Below are 18,897 nucleotides of genomic sequence, written 5' to 3'. Positions count from 1 at the left end.
GCGGTCAGGTCCCGACGCCGCGCGCCTCCAGGAGGCGGATCAGCCGTTCGACGGTGATCAGGCGGGCGGCGATGGCCAGGGCGGCGTAGACGCGGGGCTCCAGCGGCCAGGTCCGCAGGGTGCGCCAGGACCAGCGCAGCGCCGGGGCCCGCCGGGCGGAGGCGGCGTGCGCCAGGGCGATCTGGCCGGTCAGCCGGGCACGGCCGCGGCGGGTGCGGGCGAACTCCGGGTGGGCGTCCAGCAGCCACTCGTGGGCGGCGGCGATGGTCGGCCAGCGGCCGGTGAAGTGGGACGAGCGCCCGTGGACGCGGACGCGCACGCCCACGATCGGGACGTACCGGATGGGCGCGGCCTTGGCGGCGCGCAGGAGGAGGTCGTAGTCCTCGCCGTAGCCGCCGGGGATGTCCTCGGCGAACAGCCCCACGCGTTCGACCAGGTCCGTACGGCGGGCCAGGAACGACGACGGGTGCGCCTCGGCGACGCGGGAGACCAGGAGGTCGGCCAGCTCGATCCGGCGGGCGGCGAGGACCCGGTCCACGGCCCAGCCTGAGTAGGCCAGGACCATCCCGCAGGCGGCCAGCACGTCGCCGGGCTCCAGCGCGGCGACCTGGGCGGCCAGCTTGCCCGGGAGCCACTCGTCGTCGTCGTCGCAGAACGCGATCAGGTCCGTGTCCGGCAGGGCGAGGACGCCGCTGTTGCGGGCGCCCGCGACGTTGGCCGCCCGGGAGTTGCCCGTGACCAGGACGCGGCGGCCGGGCCGGTCCAGGCGCAGTGCCTCATCCGGCGGGCAGCGGTCGAAGACGACGGTTACGGTGATATGGCCGGGATAGTCCTGGCCGAGGACGCCGTCGAGGGCGGCGCGCAGCAACCGGGGGCGGTCGCCGCGAGTGCAGATCACGACTCCGACGGTCGGCCCCATGGCCCGCCTCCGTTCCCCGTGAGGCACCTGATCGTAACTCCGCCGTCCCGCCCCGACCAGGGACGCGTCGCCGTCTCCGGGGACCGCGTGACGGTTTCTGTCAGGGAACGCTCAGGAAGGCGGGTGAAGATGACACCGAACCGGACGCTCACCGAACACGTTTCCCGGATCGAAGCGGCGAATCGGAAGCTGGTATGAAGATCACCTCGGTGCACCCCCGCGACCTCGGCGAATCCGAGCTCCAGCGCTGGCGGGACCTGCAGCGGTCCGGCCGCCTGCTCCCCAACCCCTTCCTGTCCCCGGAGTTCACGCTCATCGTGGGCGAGCTGCGCGCCGACGTGCGCGTGGCGGTCGTCGAGGACGGGCCGCGGATCGCCGGCTTCCTGCCGTACCAGCGGCACGCGCTGGGGGTGGGCAGGCCGGTCGGGGCGGGCCTGACCGACCAGCAGGGCATGGTGCACGCGCCCGGCCTGGAGCTGGACCCGCGCGCGCTGCTGCGGGCCTGCCGCCTGGACGTCTGGGAGTTCGACCACCTGGCCGAGGACCAGACCGTCCTCGGCCGGCACGCCACCAGCCTCCACGCCTCGCCCATCATGGACCTGAGCGGCGGCTTCGAGGCCTACCGCGAGCACATCCGGCGCGGCAGCACCTACCGGGGCGTCACCGCCAAGCGCCGGCGGCTCTCGCGCGAGGCCGGGCCGGTCCACCACGACTTCGAGTCCGCCGACACCGGGGCGCTGCGCACGCTGCTGGGCTGGAAGTCCGCCCAGTACCGCCGCACCGGCCGCACCGACCGCTTCGCCCGGCCCTGGATCGTCGAGCTGGTCGAACGGCTGCACGCGACCAAGACCGAGACCTTCAGCGGCTCCCTCAGCGTGCTGTACGCCGGGGACGTGCCGGTCGCGGGGCACTTCGGGCTGCGCACCGAGACGGTCATGGCCCACTGGTTCCCGGCGTACGACCCCGGGTTCGGCCGCCACTCCCCCGGGCTCGTCCAGCACCTGGAGATGGCCGGGGACGCCGCCGCCGCCGGGCTGCTCCAGATCGACATGGGGCGCGGCGACAAGCGCTACAAGGACAGCCTCAAGAACGGCGAGCTGACCGTGGCCGAGGGCCGCGTCGCCCGCGCCACCCCGCGCGCGCTCGTCCATTGGATCGTTCGAACGCCGGTGCGGCGGGCCCGCATCGTCACCCTGGCCAACCCGCGGCTGCGCGAGCACGCCGACCGCGTGCTGCGGGGGTACGGCCGGTTCCGCACGAGCGTGCGCGACCGGGCCGCCCTCGTCCTCGCCGGGCTCCCCGCCGCCGAGGCGCCCACCTGGCTCGGCGGCATCATCTGACCGCCCGCGCCGGTGCGGCCGCCCGGGCGGGGGCGGCGCGCTCCCGGTCCAGCCCGTCGAGGACCTCGCGCAGGATCGCGCAGCCCCGCCGCACCTCGGCCAGCGACGCCGAGCCGTACCCCAGCACGAGCCCGTGCACCCGCTGCCCGGCCGCGTGGTGGCGCTCCAGCGTGTCCAGCAGCACCCCGCGCGCCCGCGCCTCGGCGAGGACGTACGGCACGGCCGCCGCCGGCAGCTCGACGAAGACGTGCAGCCCGGCCGTGTCGCCGCGCGCCTCGGGGATCGCCTCGACCACCGCGGCCCGCCGCCGGGCGTACTCCAGCCGCATCCGCCGCAGGTGGCGGTCCAGGTCGCCGCGTTCCAGCAGCACGCGCGTGGCCTCCTGGGGCTGGCCCGCCGTACGGTCGCCGAGTTCGTCGCGGCGGCGGGCGACGCGCCGCAGCAGCGCGGGGTCGGCCACCAGCCAGCCGATGCCCAGGTCGGGCGCGAGCGACTTGGACAGGGTCCCGACCAGGATCACCGCGCCGGGGTCGAGGCCGTAGAGCGCGGGCAGCGGGGCCACGTCGTAGCGGAACTCGGCGTCGTAGTCGTCCTCCACCACCAGCGCCCCGGTGCGGCGGGCCCACTCCAGCAGGCGCTTGCGGCGCGGGATCGGCAGCCGCCCGCCGAGGGGGTACTGGTGCGCGGGGGTCGTGTAGAGCAGGGTGAGGTCGTCCGGCAGCCCGTCCACCAGCACGCCCCGCGCGTCCACCGGGCAGGGCACGACCTCGGCCCCGCGCGCCGCGAAGATCACGCGGGCGGTGGCGTATCCGGGCTCCTCCACGCCCACCCGGTCGCCCGGCCGCACGAGCGCGGCGGCGATCAGGTCGAGCCCGTTGGCCGTGCCCCGGGTGACCAGCACGTTCCCGGGACCGGCGAGCACACCCCGGGCCCGCCGCACGTGCTCGGCGAGCGCGGCGCGCAGCCCCGGCAGGCCGTAGGGGTCGGGGTCGTCGTCCGGCGGCAGGTCCGCGGCGAGCCGCCACGCCCGCCGCCACGCGGCCCGGTCCACGTCGCCCACCCAGGGGCGGCCGGGCTTGAGGTTGATCAGCCCGCTGTCGTCGCGGTCGTCCCGCCACTCCCCGGGCGGCGGGCCGGGCGCGGGGGCCGCGGGCAGCCCGGCCGAGGCGACGTACGTGCCCGAGCCGTGGCGCCCCTCCAGCCACCCCTCGGCGTACAACTGCTGGTAGGCGTCCGTGACGACGGTACGGCTGACGCCCAGCGCGGACGCCAGTCCCCGGGTGGAGGGCAGGCGCTCCCCCGCGGGCAGGGTGCCGGCCCGCATCGCCGCCCGGAGCTGCTCGGTGACCTGCGCGGTGAGCGGCCCGGACCGGTCGAGCACGATGGGCAGCTCGATCTGGGCGCGCGGCACCCGTTCCTCCAAGTGGCTCTCTCCGACAGGGCTGGAGTGGCCATGCTATCCATGGCCACTCGGCGCTACCTTCGGGGCTCATGACGCTCTCACCCACCCCCCGCACGCGCCTCGGGCGGGAGAAGCAGCGCGCGGTGTTCGACCGCGCGGAGTTGCACGCCGTGCTCGACGCCGGGCTGGTCTGCCATCTGGGCGTGATCGTGGACGGGTGCCCCATGGTCGTGCCGACGGGGTACGGCCGCGTCGGCGAGACGCTCTACGTGCACGGCTCGACGGGGGCGCGCTCCCTGCGGGCGGCGGCGGGCGGCTCGGTGTGCGTGACGGTGACCCACCTGGACGGGATGGTGCTGGCGCGGTCGGTGTTCAACCACTCGGTGAACTACCGCTCGGCGATGGTGTACGGCACGGCGCGGCTCGTCGAGGACCCCGAGGAGAAGCTCGCGGGGCTCCGGGCGCTGACCGAGCAGCTCGCGCCGGGGCAGTGGGACTACGCGCGGCGGCCGAACCGCAAGGAGCTGGCGGCGACGGCGCTGCTGGCGCTGCCGCTCGACGAGGCGTCGGTCAAGGTGCGCCAGGGGCCGCCGGAGGACGAGCCCGAGGACTACGCGCTGCCGGTGTGGTCGGGCGTGCTGCCGCTGGTGACCAGGTGGGGTGCGCCGGAGCCCGATCCGCTGCTGGAGCACGCCGCGCAGGTCCCCCCGCATATCGCCGGGCGGGCGTGAGCCGCGTCTTTGACGGGATTGAAGCCGGACATTTGACGCGGCGTTTCAGAAGATCCGCTTTCCGCGTCCGACATAACAAATACCGTCATTTGCTTAACAATGATCATTCCTACCCGCTAACGTGATCCGCCGAGGCTCTGGGGAGGGGCTCACGCACGTTGTGAGTAGGGCCGTTTTCCGCCCGGCTCACCGCCTGGGGAGGAGAGCGTATGAACACGTGGCAGGTGGACGGGTACACCCACGTCCGCGAACTGGGGGAAGGCGCCTCGGGACGCGTCGTGCTGGCCCGGCACGAGGCGTCCGGCGTGGACGTCGCCATCAAGTACCTGTCCGACGAGCTCCGCGGCGACCTCGACTTCCTGTCCCGGTTCCGCGCGGAGGCCCGGCTGCTCGTGGAACTGCGCGACCCGCACGTCGCCCGGCTGTACGAGTACATCGAGACGGTCTCCGGCGCGGCCATCGTCATGGAGCTGGTGGACGGCGTCTCGCTGCGCACCCTGCTGCGGTCCGAGGGCCCGACCGGCCCCGAGGCGGCGCTGACCGTGCTGAAGGGCTCGCTGCTGGGCCTGGACGAGGCGCACCGGCAGGGCATCGTCCACCGCGACTACAAGCCCGAGAACGTGATCGTGCAGGGCGACGGGGCCAGCAAGCTCGTGGACTTCGGCATCGCCGTGCGCGACGGCACGAGCGAGGTCACCGCGGGCACCCCCCCGTACATGGCCCCGGAGCAGTGGACGGGCATGCCGGCCGGTCCGACGACGGACGTCTACGCCGCCACCACCGTGTTCTTCGAGTGCCTGACCGGGCAGCGGCCGTACCGCGCGCCGAACCTGGCCGCGCTCATGTACCAGCACCAGGCCGCGCCGATCCCGGCCGACGAGGTCCCCGAGGCCGTGCGGCCGCTGATCACGCGCGGCCTGGCCAAGGACCCGCTGGACCGGCCCGCGACCGCCGCCGCGTTCGTCACGGAGCTGGAGGAGGTGGCCTCGGCCGCCTACGGGGACGACTGGGAGGAGCGCGGACGGCGGCGGCTGGCTGAGCTGGCCGGGCTGCTCGCGCTGCTGTTCCCGCTGGCCGCGCAGCAGCCCGCGGGCGGCACGGCGGTGGCCGAGACCGACCTCGGCGAGCCGACGCGCGCGCACGCCGCCGAGCAGACCCGCGCCCACGCCGCCGTCTCGCGCGGGCGGATGCGGGCGCGGGGGCGCAAGCAGCTCATCGCGTCCGGCGTCGCCGGGGTGGTGGTGATCGGCGGCGCGGCGATCTTCGTGCTGTCCGGGGCCGCCCGCCCCGAGCTGCGCGCCTCCGGCGGGCCGGCGAGCCCCTCGGCCACCGCGAGCGCGCCCGGCTCGCTGCCCGACGTGACCGCGGAGCCGACGCCGACGCCCACGGAGACCACCGAGGAGCCCGAGCCCACCGACTCGGCCACCCCCGCGCCGCAGGACCCCCCGGCGTACAACAACCCGCCGCGGAACCGGCCGCGCCCCTCGCCGTCCGGGTCCCGCACGCAGCGGCCGGAGCAGCCGCCGCCTCCGCCGCCGCCCTCCTCGCCCGACCCGGAGCCGACGGAGGAGGAGACCCTCACCCCGCATCCGCGCCCGACGCTGCCGCAGAACCCGCCGCGGCCCACGCCGGACGACACGGACCCCGGTGAGCCGGGGCAGAGCAACACGCCTGACACGAGCCACTCGCCCACCGGCGGCGGCTCGCCCAGCGGCCACCGGCAGAAGTGAACGTCGCCGGACACCGGCTGACGGGACAGGCCAGGCCCGGCGACCTGGGAGTCTGGGAGACCACGGCGGGGCCCGGCGGGGCGCCCGCCGGGGCCCTGCGCTTCGACATGCGCCTGCTCACCGCGCCGGAAGCCCTCAACCGCCTCGTCGTCGCGATCGGCGCCGCCCGTGAGCGCGCCCTCCCCGGCCTGCTCCCGGTCGCCGACCTGGTCAGGTCCGGGCCCCAGGTGTGGCTGCTGACCACCCGGCCGCCCGCCCCCACCGCCGGCACGCTGCTCGGCGACCGCACGCTCGACCTCGGCAACGCGGCCACCGTCCTGCACGAGACGGCCTCCGCCCTGCTCGCGCTGCACGCGGCGGGCTCGGCGCACGGGGCGCTCGACGCCGACTCGGTGGTGATCGACGCCGACGGGCGCGCGCTCCTGGCCGAGGCCGGCCTGCTGGCGGCGATACGCGGCGTGCCGCCCCGCCCCGACCTGGACGCCCGGGCCTGGGCCGCCCTGACCCGGCTGCTGGCCGTCTCCTGGCGCGGCACGGCCGCCGCGACGGACCTGCTGGAGCACGCCGCGGCCACCGCCGAGTCGGCGGGGCTGGCCGCCGCCGCCGAGGCGCTGGTGACCGGGCGGAACGTCTTCCCCCGCGACTTCCTGCGCCGCGCCGCCCTGGCCGGGGCCGCCCGCCGCTCGATGCCGCCCCCGGGCGCCGCCGCGGGCGGGAACGAGCCGGTCGAGACGACGACGCTCCTCCAGTTCCCCGGTGACCACCCGGCCCCCGGCCCGGCGCACACCCCGTCTCCGCCGTACGGCGGGGCGGAGGCGGGCGGGACGCCGTACCGGATGGAGGGCGGCGGGGGCGAGGGCGGGGGACCGGGGCATGCCGGCGCCCTGGGCGAGCGGGGCGAGATGCGGTTCGGCCCGGGGGTCGAGACGATGGCCGCCCGGATCTGGCGCGAGGAGAACACCGCGACGCGGGCGCGCAAGCGCACGCGCCGGCGCGCGCCGGTCTTCGGCGCCGGCGTCTTCATCGTGACCGCCGCCGTCGCCGCGGTGCTGTGGTTCACGCGCGGCCCCGCCCTGGCGGTCGAGTCCGTCGCGGTCCAGGCCCCGCGCGGCGCGCTCGGATGCGACTCGCGCGCCACCCTGACCGGCGTCATCACGACGAACGGCGCGGCCGGGCGCATCCGGTACGCCTGGTTCAAGGACGGGGAGTCCGCGGGCGAGTTCGAGGAGACGGTCACCCCGGCCCAGCGGACCGCCGAGGTCACCTTCCACTGGACGATCAAGGGCGAGGGCGAGATCCGGCCCACCGCCACCCTCCGCGTCCTGTCCCCCGCCCCCGTCCGCGAGGCCGAGGCCACCTTCACGTACCGCTGCCGCTGAGCCGGTCGCACGCTTCGGCGTTCGTCCGGCGGATGGCCCGCGCCCGGGTTCCGGTGCGGCCGCCCGCGGACCGGCGCGCCCGCCCCGCCTGTGCGGCCCTCCGGAGGCACGCGCCGGGGGCTTCCGGCGCCGGCCCTGAGGCCGGGGAGGGCGCGGGCCGTACGGAAGGACCAGGCGGATGTCCGCGGAGGCGTCCGGCGGGCGGGACTCCGGGCGGGACTCCGGGCGGGCAGGGCGCGACGGGCCCGGGGAAGGGGCTGCAAGCGGGCGGCAAGGGGGTTGCAAGGGGGCGGGCGAAGGATGCCGTGACAGGTCGTGGGGTCGGCAGGGAGGCGGCATGGGCTCCTGGGCGGTGTCCGGCTACGACGAGGTGCGCGAGCTCGCGGCGGGGGGCGGCGGGCGCGTCGTGCTGGCGGTGCACCGGGGGACGGGGGTGCCCGTCGTCGTGCGGTATCTCGGCGGCGCGCGGCGCGGGGAGGAGTTCCTGGCCCGGTTCAGGGACGAGGCGCGGCTGCTGGCCGGGCTCGACGTGCCCGAGGTCGTGCGGGTGTACGAGTACGCCGAGGCGCTGGCGGGGGCCGCCCTGGTCACCGAGGCCGTGGACGGGGCCCCGCTGCGCCGGCTGCTCGCGGGCGGGGAGGCCGCCGGGCCGGAGGCGGCGCTCGTGGTGTGGGAACGGGTGCTGCGCGGGCTGGCGGCGGCGCACGCGCTGGGCGTGCCGCACCGGGACTGCCGGCCGGGGAACGTGCTCGTCCGCGCCGACGGGGAGGTCAAGCTCGCCGACACCGGGCTCGCGGTGCCCGACGCGCGGATCGGGGTGGCGGGCGCGCCGCCGTACCTCGCCCCTGAGCGGTGGGCCGCCGGCGTGGGCTCGGCCGCCGACCTGTACGGCGACGCGGCCGCCGGCCTCTACGCCGGGAGCGCGGCGGCGGACGTCTACGCCGCGACCGCCGTCTTCCACGCCTGCCTGACGGGCGTCCCGCCGTACCGCGCGGGGTCGCTCGCGGAGCTGCGCCGGCTGCACGAGTCCGCCCCGGTCCCCCTCGCCGCCGTGCCCGCCCCGCTGCGCCCCCTCGTCGAGGCCGGGCTGGCCAAGGACCCGGCCGAACGGCCCTCCGCCGCCGACCTGGCGGGCCGCGTGGAGGCCGCGGCCGCGGCGGCGTACGGCGAGCGCTGGCGGGCCCGGGGCCGCGGCGACCTGTCGGAGCTGCTCCGCCGGGCCGTCCCCGGCCGCGACCTCCCCCTCAGCGGCCTCCCCCTCGGCGATGTCCCCGTCCGCGGCGTCCCGCCCCTCGTGCCCGCCGCCCCCGCGCCGGGGGGCTGCGCGGCCGAGCCGGGCGAGGCCGGGACGGGCCGGAGGGACGGTGGCCTGGGGGACGGTGACCGGGGGGACGGTGGCCGGGCGGCGGCGCGGGTGCGGGACGCGCTGGTGACGGTGGCGGGGATGGCGATGGCGGGCGCGGTGGGCGTCGCGGGGGTCCATCTGGCGCGGAGCGGGTGGGGCTCCGGCGGGGTGAGCGTGGCGGTGACGTCCACCGTGCAAGGGCGCGTGCCCGCCGCGGCACCCGCGGGCACGCCGGGGGCTCCCGTGATCGGAGACGCCGCGCCCTCTCCGCCGCCGGGGCCCCGGGCGGCTCCCCCGGCTCCGGAGGATCCCGCGCCTTCCGCGCCTTCCGCGCCTTCCGGGTCCGGCGGGCCGGGCGGAGCCGGCGGATCGGGCGGGCCTGGCGGGACGGGCGGCGGCGCGGTGCGGGCGGCCCGGGTCGGGTTCGGGGAGATGCGGATGGACGGGGCCACGGGGAAAGTGGCCGTCACCGTGACCGCGCCCGGGCGCGAGGCGCTGCCGCTGGCGGTGACGTTCACGGCCGGGGCGGAGGGCACGGCCGTCCGGACGGTCACCACGGCGCTGTCCGGCGGGACCGAGTACGTCCGGGTGTTCTCCCACGCCTATCCGGGGGACGTGTGCGGGCGGCCGTGGGGGGTGCGGGTCGTCGCGGGCGGGGTGGCGCGGGAGGCCCGGGCGGTCGCCCCGCCATGCCCGGAACCGGAGGTCACGAAGGTCGCGATCGCCGGGATGCGGCTGGGACCGGGGACCTCGGCGCGGGCGCGCGTCCTGGTCGAGACCTCGGGGCCGGGCCCGGTCCCCCTTTCGGTGGTGTTCACTCTGGGCAAGCGCGCCGCGACGGTGCACACTACTTCGGTGAGATTGACCGGCTCCACCGCCTACCGCCGAACCTTCGAGGCGACCCTGCCCAGACGGCCCTGCGGCGGGTACTGGGGCGTACGGGTCACGGCCGGGGATCGGACCGCCTCGGCCCGGCGCCCCGCCGCCCGCTGCCCTCGTGACGGGAACGGCTGATGGGCGTCGCCGGATACCGCCTCACCGGCCACTCCCGCGCCTCCGAGCTGGGCGTCTGGGAGATCGTGACGGCCCCCGGCGGGAACGCGGCCGGGGCGCTGCGCTTCGACATGTCCAGGCTCGCGGCCGAGGGCGCGCTGGACCGCCTGGTGGAGGCCGTGGCCGAGGACCGGGACCTGGGCCTGCCCGGGCTGCTCCCGATCGCCGACCTGGTGTCCACGCGGGACCAGGTCTGGCTGCTGACCGCCGGGCCCGCCGCGCCCGCGCTGACGGACCTGCTGGCCGCGGACGAGGCGGGCGAGCTGCTGTTCGACGCCGGGCACGCCGCCACGGTGCTCGACGACGTCGCGCAGACCCTGATCGCCGTGCACGCGGCCGGGCTCGCCCACGGCGCGGTCCAGCCGGCGAACGTCGTGATCGGCCCCGACGGGACCGCGCTGCTGGCCGAGCTGGGGCTGGCGGCGGCCGTGCGCGACGTGATCCCCGGCCGGGCCGGGGACGTGGCGGGGTGGGCGGCCATGACACGCACGCTCGCGGCGGCGTGGGCCGCCGACGACCCGGACTGCGCGGACCTGTTCCGGCGGTGCGCGGAGGCGGCCGAGGCGCGGGGCCTGACGGCGGCGCGCGGCGTGCTCGCGGGCGAGCGGGAGACGCTCCCCTCCGGGTTCCCGCAGCGGGCGGGCCTGGCGGAGGCGGCGGAGTGGTTCACCGCGAGGCAGACCGCCTCGCCCGCCGGGTCGGCTGACGAGATCCTCACCGTGGCGGACACGGCGGACACGGCGGACGACCAGGGCGCGACCGGCCCGGAGTACGGCCGCGCGGAGGCCGCCGAGCCGTATGCCGCGGGCCCGCGGAGCGGCGGCCGGACCGGCGAGCCCCGGGGCGCGGCGCACGGCGGAGGCGGCGGCGGCCACGGCTCCCCGGACAACGGCTCCCCCGACATCGGTTTCCCGGACAGCGGCTCGCGGGAGGGCGGTTCCCGGAGCGGCGGGGCCCGGCACGCCGCTGCCCGGCACGGCGCTCCGCTGGACGGCGGTTCCCAGGATGGCGGTTCCCGGGACGGCGGTTCGCGGGATGGTCAGGGGGATCTGGCGCGGACGCTGCTCCTGGACGGGGAGCAGTCGCGGCGCGCGGAGCCGTACCCGGACCGGGAGCGGCCCGCGGAGCGGCCGCGCGCCGCCGGGGAGGAGCGGCGGGCCGGGTCGGAGGAGGACGAGCGCGACCTCGTCATGCGGTTCGGGCCGGGGATCCCCGACGACTGGACGGCGGCGCGGATCTGGCGGGCCGGGCGGGAGCACCAGGCGGCTCCGCGCCGGCGGCCCGCGCGGCGGGGCAGGAAGGTCGCGTTCTTCCTGGTCGCGCTCTCGCTGGTGATCGCCGCGGGCGTCGCGTTCTGGCTCACGCGGGGCCCGGAGCTGGCCGTGACCGGGGTGTCGGTCCAGGGCCCCCGGGACGTGGTCGGCTGCGACTCCACGACCGACCTCGTGGGCGTGATCCACACGAACGGCCGGCCCGGCCAGATCACCTACCAGTGGCTCAGGAACGACGGGCAGCGGTCCGGCGAGCTGGTGCAGAGCGTGGGCGGCGGCCAGCGGTCGGTACGCGTCCACCTGCGCTGGGCCGTACGGGGGACGGGTGAGCTGAACGCGGTCGCCACGCTGCGGATCCTCACCCCGAAACCCGCCGAGGCGCAGGCCCGGTTCTTCTACCGCTGCTGACCCGGCGCGGGGATCGGGGACGCGTGCCGCCACGGTTGCACCGGCCCAGTCGATCTCCCCTAATCTGGCCGAATGACGTCGCAGACCCCGCAAGGCTGGTATCCCGACCCATACGGCGTCCCCGGCCTTCTGCGCTGGTGGGACGGCTCCCGGTGGACCGACGCCACGCGCCCGGACCAGCCCGCGCCCCCCGCCGCCGCGCCCGCACAGCAGCCGTGGAACGACGGGTCGCAGGGCCAGGCGAGCCACCAGGGCCAGGAAGGCTGGGGGCGGCCGGCGCAGGACCAGGGCGCGTGGGGACGGGCGAGCCTGGACCAGGGCCCCGCCACCGGAGGCGGCCCGGGCCAGGGCCACAGCCAGGGCCAGGGGTACGGCCAGGAGCCGTGGGCGCCCTCGGCTCACGGGCAGGGCCCCGCGCCCGGCCAGGGACAGCTCCCGGGGCAGGGCCCGGGACAGTTCCCAGGGCAGGGCCAGCTTCCCGGGCAGGGTCAGGGGCCCGGGCAGGGCGGCTGGGGAGCGCGGGGACAGGCGCCCGGCGGGCCCTGGGGCGCGTCCCAGCAGGGCCCGTGGGGCGGGCCGGCCGCGGGGCCGGCCGCGCCGTTCGGCCCGGCGGGTGCCGTGCCCCCGGCGGACAAGAGCACCAAGGCCGTGCCGTGGATCCTGGGCGGCGTGGGCGCGGTGGCGGTGATCGTGGCGGTCGTCCTCGTCGTGGTCATGACGCGGGGCGGCGAGCCCTCCACCCCCGAGGCGTTCCCGACCGGCTCCGCGGCGCCCCGGTCCTCCGCGCCCGCGCCCCCCGCCAGCCCGGGCCTCCCGCAGCCCCCGCCACCGCAGGGCGACCGCATCGTGGACCGAGTCTCGGGCCTGTCGTACGCCTTCCTCGGCGACCCGTGGAAGGTGCCGGACCCCCGCACCCTCGTGGACCGCTACCAGACCTGGTCGGCCGGGTACGCCACCGTCGCGCACGAGAGGTTCAACGGGAAGAACGACTGGCTCGGCACCGTCTACTCCGGCAGGCTCGGCCCGTCGATCCCCTACGCGGGCAAGGAGAGCCTGCGCGAGGTCGCCGCGCTCCTGATGGCCAGGTTCGACAAGGAGTACTACAGCCCGCCCCACCAGCTCGACGTCACCGCCAACCTCCCCCACAAGGTCGGGGGCCGCGACGCCTGGATCGTCAAGTTCCTCATGACCTTCGACGAGGCCAAGGACCAGGGCTGGAAGTGGGAGCGCGAGGCGGGCGCCATCGTCGTCGTGGACACCGCGCAGGGGCCCAGCGTCCTCTACGTCTCCATCCCCGACAACCTCGACACCGGCAACGTCACCAAGATCGTCGAATCCCTCCAGGTCACCTGACACCCGGCGCGTAGGGCAGGAGCCCCGGCGCGCGTGCCGTACCGCCTGCCGCACGGTGTGCCGGGACGGGCGGGCGGCGCGCCGTACGGCTCGCGCCGCCCGGTCGGGTCAGGGGCGGGAGCGGAGCCAGAGGGCGAGCGACCAGTCCTGGTCGTTGGCCAGCGGGTCCTCCCGGTGGGCGGGGGCGCCGTCCACGGTGGAGGGCATGACGAAGGCGCAGGTGGCCGAGCCGTCCTCGCGGTAGTTGGCGAGGTTGGCGCGGAAGATCGCCTCGGCCGTCCCGTCGGTCTCGGGGGTCCGCAGTTCCGCGGGGAGCTGGGTCAGGGCGACCGCGGTCAGCGCGCTCCAGTGGTGGGGGAAGACGTCGCCGTACAGGCGGTTCTGGCCGAACCAGAAGCCGTCCCAGTGGCGGATGCCGATGTCGCGCAGCCGCACGTGGGGCTGGGGTCCGCCGAAGGCCAGCAGCCACCGTACGGCTTCCGCCAGCGGCGGGAGCAGGGCGGCCTCGCGCGTCTCGCCGTACACGACGGCCAGGGTGGAGACGAGCGGGGCGACCATGGACTGCTCGTAGTTGACCTCGTGGGCGGGGAGGTCCGCCCCGGCGGCGGCGAAGTGGCGGGCGGTGCCGTACAGGGACTCGCGAAGGGACGCGGCGCGGCCCGCCTGGCCCGCGGCGGCGAGCAGGCCGGCGACGTGGACGACGGCCTCGGCCTGGCCGATGGACAGGTGGCTCGCGGCGCCGAGTTCGTAGGCGCGTTCCAGGACGCGGGCGGCCAGTTCCAGGTCGGCGGGGTCGCCGGTGAGGACGTGCCGGTCGGCGAAGAACTGGGCCGTCCACGGGAAGTTGTAGAGGCGGGGCTTCACGTTCACCGTGTCGCTGCCCCACCGGACCGCGCCGGTGCCGTCGACGAGATGGGCCCGGGCGAAGGCGGCGTATCCGGCGAGGGCCGCGTCCAGCTCGGCGGCGTCGCCCCAGCCGCGCATGCGGGCGAGCTGGAGGAGCTGGGCCATGCCCAGGCGCTCGGCCCCGTCGGACCAGTCGGACCAGCCGCTGGTGAGCCGCCGGATCCCGGTCGCGGTGTCCACCGGCACCAGGGCGTGGCGGGCGGGCTCGGGGCGCTCCAGCGGCCGCTGGTGGCGCAGGATGTAGGCGACGCGGCGCTCGACCAGCTCCCGCGCCGGGAGGTGGAACAGCACGGCGGTGCGTGACCGCTTCCCGATGTCCACGTGGACGACGCCGTGGCGGCGGCCGCGCAGCTCGACGCCGCCCTCGGCCGGGACCGCGTCGGCGTCCTCGGCGGCGACCCCGGCGTCCCCCTCGACCAGCAGGCCCTCGCCGAGTTCGGCGGCCAGGCGCGGCAGCCGCGCCGGGGCCCGGGTGGCGGCGAGGAAGGCCGGGACCTCGTCGTACCAGCCGATCTCCCAGGAGAGCCGGTGGGTCCCGCCGGCCGGGACGGTGATCCGCGGCTGGCCGCCGAACGCGGCCGGGTTGCGGGCGTGGTCGGTCGGCTGGAGGACCAGGTGGCCGCGGACGTTGGAGCCGGAGCCGGGGTTGCGGGACTCGACCGAGTAGGCCCACAGCTCGCCTTCGCGCAGGATGAGCCCGAGCATCGGCGGCCGTCCCGACATCGGCCGGGCGAGCAGCCAGGACCACGCCCCGCCCGTGAACACGTGCGCGTGGCAGGCGGAGCGCAGGCTCTCGGCCGAGCCGGGGTAGATGTCGCGGATCGGGACCTGGACGCCCATGGCGTCGATCCGCACGTCGGCGGCGGTCTCGTTGACCAGCGTGTACGTCTCGGTGAGGACGTCGCCGCCCCGCCGTTCGGCCTCCAGCCGCAGGCCGGGCAGCACCTCGTGGACCGCAGTGACGCTCTCCGGCGTGACCGACAGCGAGACCGGGTGGTTCCACCGCCCCGCGCCGGCGGGCCCGGCCAGGAAGCCGCTCCCCCAGCGGTGCTCCGCGGTGTGCCAGTCCTCGGTGGCCTCGTCCAGGATGAACGGGTGGCCAGGCGCGTCCGGGTGCTCGAAGCGCGTCGGCGCCCCGTCCGCGGCGCCGAGCACGAGCCGGCCGTCGCCCACGCGCAGAGAGATGTCCAAGTCCGCCCTTTCCCTCCGGGTACCGGTCAGCGGGGTACGCCGGATGTATCCGATCATGTCCGGGCGATCCTCGCCTCGGCGGAGCCCCGGGAACGCGACCGTACCGCCCGTTCCGCGCGGGCCCCGGGCGGATCCCGGGCGGATCCCGACCGGATCCTGGCCGATCCTGGCCGGATTCGGGCCGTCCTCGTCCCGGCGGCGGGTCTCGCGGTCCGCCGGGCGGCGTAGCCTGACAACGTGCCCGGCACGGCCAGGCCCCGAGCCGCTGCGACCGGTTTGGGCGTCTTCTGCCGTCCGTGGGCACTGTGCGAGACTCAACAGGGAGTTTCGGCAGGTGAGAGGGTATGGAGTGAACGACCGGCTGGTCTGGATCGACTGTGAGATGACGGGACTCGATCTGACGCGGGACGCGCTGATCGAGGTGGCGTGCGTGGTGACCACGGAGGAGCTGCGGCCGCTGGACGCGGGGATCGACGTGGTGATCAAGCCACCGCCGGAGTCCCTGGACCAGATGTCGAAGGTGGTGCGGGACATGCACACCACCTCCGGGCTGCTGGAGGCGCTGCCGGGCGGGGTGACGCTGGGCGAGGCCGAGGCGCGGGTGCTGGAGTACATCCGCGGGCACATCCCCGAGGCCAAGAAGGCCCCCCTGTGCGGCAACTCGATCTCGACCGACCGCGCGTTCCTGGCCCGCGACATGCCGAACGTGGACGCCCACCTGCACTACCGGATGATCGACGTGTCCAGCGTCAAGGAGCTGGTGCGCCGGTGGTACCCCCGGGTCTACTTCGCCAGCCCCGCCAAGACCGGCGGGCACCGCGCCCTCGCCGACATCCTGGAGAGCATCCGTGAGCTGCGCTACTACCGCCAGACCGTGTTCGTCGAGCAGCCCGGCCCCGACTCCCTGACCGCCCGCCGGACGGCCGAGGAGGTCGCGGGTTCGGCGGGCGTCGCGGGATCGTGACCCGATCCGCCTGACACGGCGGCGCGAACAGGCCGCCGAGACCGCTACACTTTCCTACGTACCCCGCTCGCGGGGGACATGGTGGGTGTAGCTCAGTTGGCAGAGCGCCAGGTTGTGGTCCTGGATGTCGAGGGTTCAAGTCCCTTCACTCACCCTGGCAGCAAGGCCCGGCCGCCCCGCGCGGCCGGGCCTTTCGCATCCCGTACGGCCGGCGCCACGCCTTCGGGCACGGCCCGCCCCGGCCCGGCCCCGGGAACGGCCCGCCCGGGCACGCCGGGCCTCCCGCTCCCGGCGAGCGGTGGCGACACCCGGGTCCCCGGTGGGCGCGAGCGGCCCGTCGCGGATCGTTTCCGTATCGAGTCCGTACGGTTGACACCGCAGGCCAGCCGGGGCATGGGGAGTACCCCGGCCCCCAATTGACCCACGCATAGCCGAGCATCATTGGAAATCGGCCGATATGCTCACACTCATCCGCTACGCCGCAGTGCGGGGGGCTCGCGGTTCGACCGTGTCGTGCCACGGAGGCCGGATGAGAGTCGACGACGCCGCGTACGAAGCCGGGTCCGACCTCGCGACGACCCGCTCCGCCCTGGGGCTGAGCCGTCGCGAGGCCGAGGTGATGGACCTCATCGCCGCGGGCCATTCCAACGGAGAGATCGCGCGGCGACTGTTCCTCAGCGAGAAGACCGTCAAGAACCACGTTAACCGGATCTACGCCAAGCTCGGCGTGGACAACCGGGCGACGGCCATCACCCTCTGGAGGGACCCCTTACCCTGACCCTCCCCCGCGCCCCCGTCCCGCGCCGCCCTCACCCCCGGCGCCGCGCCCCGCCCGCCGTACCGGATCCGCCCGCCGTACCGGGCCCGCCCGCCCCGCCGTACCGGCCGGCCGCTGGGCACCGGTCCCGCCCGCCGTACCCGCATCGGACCGCGGCGCCGCGCCGCCGTACCCGCTTCCCCGCCCGCTCGCCCGCCCGTCTGGCGGCGGCGGGAGCCGTGCCCGGACGGAAGACGGCGGGATCGCGCGAACCCCCTTACGCGGTGTGCTGTCAGGTGTCAGGATTCCTCACATGGCTGTCAGTGACCCCCAGAAGGACTCCCACCAGGACCCCCGGCAGGACTCACAGCGGGACCCCCGGCAGGACCATCCGCAGGACACCGGGTCCCGGCCTGATCCGGCGGCCCCGGCCGCCCGGGGCGGCGTCGCCGGGTTCCGCGCGGCGCGGGACTTCCTGCTCGCGCACGCCGACGACTACGACGCCGCGCGCGCGGGGTTCCGGTGGCCGGAGCTCGGCGAGTTCAACTGGGCGCTGGACTGGTTCGACGGGGTGCTGGCGCGCGAGGACCCCGACGGGCTCGCGCTGTGGATCGTGGAAGAGGACGGCTCCGACGCCCGGTACACCTTCCGCGAGATGTCGCTGCGGTCGAACCAGGTGGCCAACTGGCTGCGCGCGCAGGGCGTGGAACGCGGCGAGCGCGTCCTGCTGATGCTGGGCAACCAGGTCGAACTGTGGGAGACGATCCTCGCGGCCATGAAGCTGGGCGCGGTGGTGATCCCGGCGACCACCCTCCTCTCCCCCGCCGACCTGCAGGACCGCGTGGACCGCGGGCGGGTCGCCCATGTGATCACCGGCGCGGCCGACACCGGCAAGTTCCAGTCGGTCACGGGCGCGTTCACCAAGATCAGCGTGGGCCCGGTGCACGGCTGGCTGCCGTACACCGACGCGTACGACGTGGAGCCGCACTTCGAGCCCACCGGCGCGACCCCGGTGAGCGACACGCTGCTGCTGTACTTCACCTCGGGCACGACCGCGCGGCCGAAGCTGGTCGAGCACACGTACGCGTCGTACCCGGTGGGGCACCTGTCCACGATGTACTGGATCGGGCTGCGCCCCGGCGACGTGCACCTCAACGTCTCCTCCCCCGGCTGGGCCAAGCACGCCTGGAGCAACGTCTTCGCGCCCTGGAACGCCGGCGCGTGCGCGCTCGTGCACAACTACACGCGGTTCTCCGCCGACGGGCTGCTGGAGGTGCTGCGCCGCTGCGGCGTCACCACGTTCTGCGCCCCGCCGACGGTCTGGCGCATGCTCGTCCAGACCGACCTCGGCGAATGCCCGGTGCGCACCGCCGTGGCCGCCGGGGAGCCGCTGAACCCGGAGATCATCCAGCGGGTCGAGGCCGCGTGGGGCGTCACGGTCCGCGACGGCTACGGCCAGACCGAGACCACCGCCCAGATCGGCAACACCCCCGGCCAGCCGGTACGGCCGGGCTCCATGGGCCGCCCGCTCCCGGGGTACGCCGTGACCCTGGTGGACCCGGTCACCGGCGAGCCCGGCGACGACGGCGAGATCTGCCTCGACCTGTCACGGCGACCCCTCGGCCTCATGACCGGATACCGCGACGACGACGAGCGCACCGCGGACGCCATGCGCGACGGGTATTACCACACGGGCGACGTCGCCTCCCGGGACGCGGACGGGTACATCACCTACGTGGGCCGCACCGACGACGTGTTCAAGGCGTCCGACTACCGCATCTCGCCCTTCGAACTGGAGAGCGTGCTGCTGGAGCACGAGGCCGTCGCCGAGGCCGCCGTCGTCCCCGAGCCCGATCCCGTACGGCTCGCGCGGCCGAAGGCATATATAACTCTGGCTGCGGGATTCGAACCACGCGCCGACACGGCGCTGTCTATCCTGGCTTACGCGAGAAGCGCGCTCTCGCCGTACAAACGGGTTCGAGTGATCGAGTTCGCCGACCTGCCCAAAACGATCTCGGGGAAGATCCGCCGGGTGGAGCTCCGGGCGCTGGCCGAGGACGCCCGCCTGCGCGGGGAACGCGGTCCGCTGGAATTCCGTGAAGAGGACTTCCCGGAACTGAAGGCGCAGGACCATCACCCGTAGGAGCG

General features: G+C 76.0%; 13 protein-coding genes and 1 tRNA gene. 11 read left to right on the top strand and 3 right to left on the bottom strand.

Annotated elements, in window-relative coordinates; all coding sequences use genetic code 11:
* Positions 1-4 precede the first annotated feature (4 nt).
* Positions 5-919, bottom strand: a complete 915-nt coding sequence (locus tag D5H75_RS14160) for a glycosyltransferase family 2 protein (protein WP_119926893.1) — start codon at positions 917-919, stop codon at positions 5-7.
* A gap of 194 nt (positions 920-1,113) precedes the next feature.
* On the opposite strand from D5H75_RS14160, the gene D5H75_RS14155 reads away from it, so the two are divergent.
* Positions 1,114-2,259, top strand: a complete 1,146-nt coding sequence (locus D5H75_RS14155; protein ID WP_119926892.1) for a GNAT family N-acetyltransferase — start codon at positions 1,114-1,116, stop codon at positions 2,257-2,259.
* On the opposite strand, the gene pdxR is transcribed toward D5H75_RS14155, so the two are convergent.
* Entirely contained in the window at positions 2,252-3,670 is a 1,419-nt protein-coding gene (pdxR, locus tag D5H75_RS14150) for a MocR-like pyridoxine biosynthesis transcription factor PdxR (protein WP_119927121.1), read from the bottom strand. The genes D5H75_RS14155 and pdxR overlap by 8 nt on opposite strands.
* 80 nt (positions 3,671-3,750) lie before the next feature.
* Here pdxR and D5H75_RS14145 point away from each other — a divergent pair, with 80 nt between their 5' ends.
* The 6 genes from D5H75_RS14145 (at position 3,751) to D5H75_RS42995 (ending at position 12,931) form a co-directional block, all read left to right on the top strand.
* A complete protein-coding gene (locus D5H75_RS14145) occupies positions 3,751-4,392 on the top strand; it encodes a pyridoxamine 5'-phosphate oxidase family protein (RefSeq protein WP_119926891.1) in 642 nt (213 codons plus the stop codon).
* Between the two features lie 209 nt (positions 4,393-4,601).
* On the top strand, positions 4,602-6,122 hold the full coding sequence (locus tag D5H75_RS14140) for a serine/threonine-protein kinase (RefSeq protein ID WP_119926890.1): 1,521 nt from the start codon (positions 4,602-4,604) through the stop codon (positions 6,120-6,122).
* On the top strand, positions 6,119-7,501 hold the full coding sequence (locus tag D5H75_RS14135; protein ID WP_119926889.1) for a hypothetical protein: 1,383 nt from the start codon (positions 6,119-6,121) through the stop codon (positions 7,499-7,501). Before D5H75_RS14140 ends, D5H75_RS14135 begins: the two co-directional genes overlap by 4 nt.
* Before the next feature lie 337 nt (positions 7,502-7,838).
* Positions 7,839-9,860, top strand: a complete 2,022-nt coding sequence (locus D5H75_RS14130; RefSeq protein WP_202638132.1) for a serine/threonine-protein kinase — start codon at positions 7,839-7,841, stop codon at positions 9,858-9,860.
* Entirely contained in the window at positions 9,860-11,578 is a 1,719-nt protein-coding gene (locus D5H75_RS14125; RefSeq protein ID WP_119926887.1) for a hypothetical protein, read from the top strand. Before D5H75_RS14130 ends, D5H75_RS14125 begins: the two co-directional genes overlap by 1 nt.
* 72 nt (positions 11,579-11,650) lie before the next feature.
* The gene (locus D5H75_RS42995; protein WP_242454225.1) at positions 11,651-12,931 is read left to right on the top strand and encodes a DUF2510 domain-containing protein; all 1,281 of its coding nucleotides are present in this window, start codon (positions 11,651-11,653) and stop codon (positions 12,929-12,931) included.
* Between the two features lie 108 nt (positions 12,932-13,039).
* Here D5H75_RS42995 and D5H75_RS14115 read toward each other — a convergent pair whose 3' ends face one another.
* Positions 13,040-15,028 (bottom strand): hypothetical protein, encoded by a 1,989-nt coding sequence (locus tag D5H75_RS14115; protein WP_119926886.1) that lies wholly within the window; start codon positions 15,026-15,028, stop codon positions 13,040-13,042.
* Between the two features lie 349 nt (positions 15,029-15,377).
* Here D5H75_RS14115 and orn point away from each other — a divergent pair, with 349 nt between their 5' ends.
* The 4 genes from orn (at position 15,378) to D5H75_RS14095 (ending at position 18,892) form a co-directional block, all read left to right on the top strand.
* Positions 15,378-15,992 (top strand): oligoribonuclease, encoded by a 615-nt coding sequence (gene orn, locus D5H75_RS14110; protein WP_119926885.1) that lies wholly within the window; start codon positions 15,378-15,380, stop codon positions 15,990-15,992.
* A gap of 81 nt (positions 15,993-16,073) precedes the next feature.
* Positions 16,074-16,146, top strand: a tRNA-His gene (locus D5H75_RS14105).
* Positions 16,147-16,521: 375 nt separating this feature from the next.
* Entirely contained in the window at positions 16,522-16,770 is a 249-nt protein-coding gene (locus D5H75_RS14100; protein ID WP_119926884.1) for a helix-turn-helix domain-containing protein, read from the top strand.
* Positions 16,771-17,062: 292 nt separating this feature from the next.
* On the top strand, positions 17,063-18,892 hold the full coding sequence (locus D5H75_RS14095; RefSeq protein WP_119926883.1) for an AMP-binding protein: 1,830 nt from the start codon (positions 17,063-17,065) through the stop codon (positions 18,890-18,892).
* Positions 18,893-18,897: the final 5 nt, after the last annotated feature.

It is taken from the genome of Bailinhaonella thermotolerans, assembly GCF_003594875.1.
In the GTDB taxonomy this organism is placed as follows: Bacteria; Actinomycetota; Actinomycetes; order Streptosporangiales; family Streptosporangiaceae; genus Bailinhaonella; species Bailinhaonella thermotolerans.
The sequence above is the reverse complement of the archived record's forward strand: the minus strand, read 5'-3'. Positions and strand labels throughout refer to the sequence as shown.

Bases quoted from the DNA above. Each gene is read 5' to 3' on its own strand.
- D5H75_RS14160 (WP_119926893.1), bottom strand. From the start codon at position 919: ATGGGGCCGACCGTCGGAGTCGTGATCTGCACTCGCGGCGACCGCCCC.
- D5H75_RS14155 (WP_119926892.1), top strand. From the start codon at position 1,114: ATGAAGATCACCTCGGTGCACCCCCGCGACCTCGGCGAATCCGAGCTC.
- D5H75_RS14145 (WP_119926891.1), top strand. From the start codon at position 3,751: ATGACGCTCTCACCCACCCCCCGCACGCGCCTCGGGCGGGAGAAGCAG.
- D5H75_RS14140 (WP_119926890.1), top strand. From the start codon at position 4,602: ATGAACACGTGGCAGGTGGACGGGTACACCCACGTCCGCGAACTGGGG.
- D5H75_RS14130 (WP_202638132.1), top strand. From the start codon at position 7,839: ATGGGCTCCTGGGCGGTGTCCGGCTACGACGAGGTGCGCGAGCTCGCG.
- D5H75_RS14125 (WP_119926887.1), top strand. From the start codon at position 9,860: ATGGGCGTCGCCGGATACCGCCTCACCGGCCACTCCCGCGCCTCCGAG.
- D5H75_RS42995 (WP_242454225.1), top strand. From the start codon at position 11,651: ATGACGTCGCAGACCCCGCAAGGCTGGTATCCCGACCCATACGGCGTC.
- D5H75_RS14100 (WP_119926884.1), top strand. From the start codon at position 16,522: ATGAGAGTCGACGACGCCGCGTACGAAGCCGGGTCCGACCTCGCGACG.
- D5H75_RS14095 (WP_119926883.1), top strand. From the start codon at position 17,063: ATGGCTGTCAGTGACCCCCAGAAGGACTCCCACCAGGACCCCCGGCAG.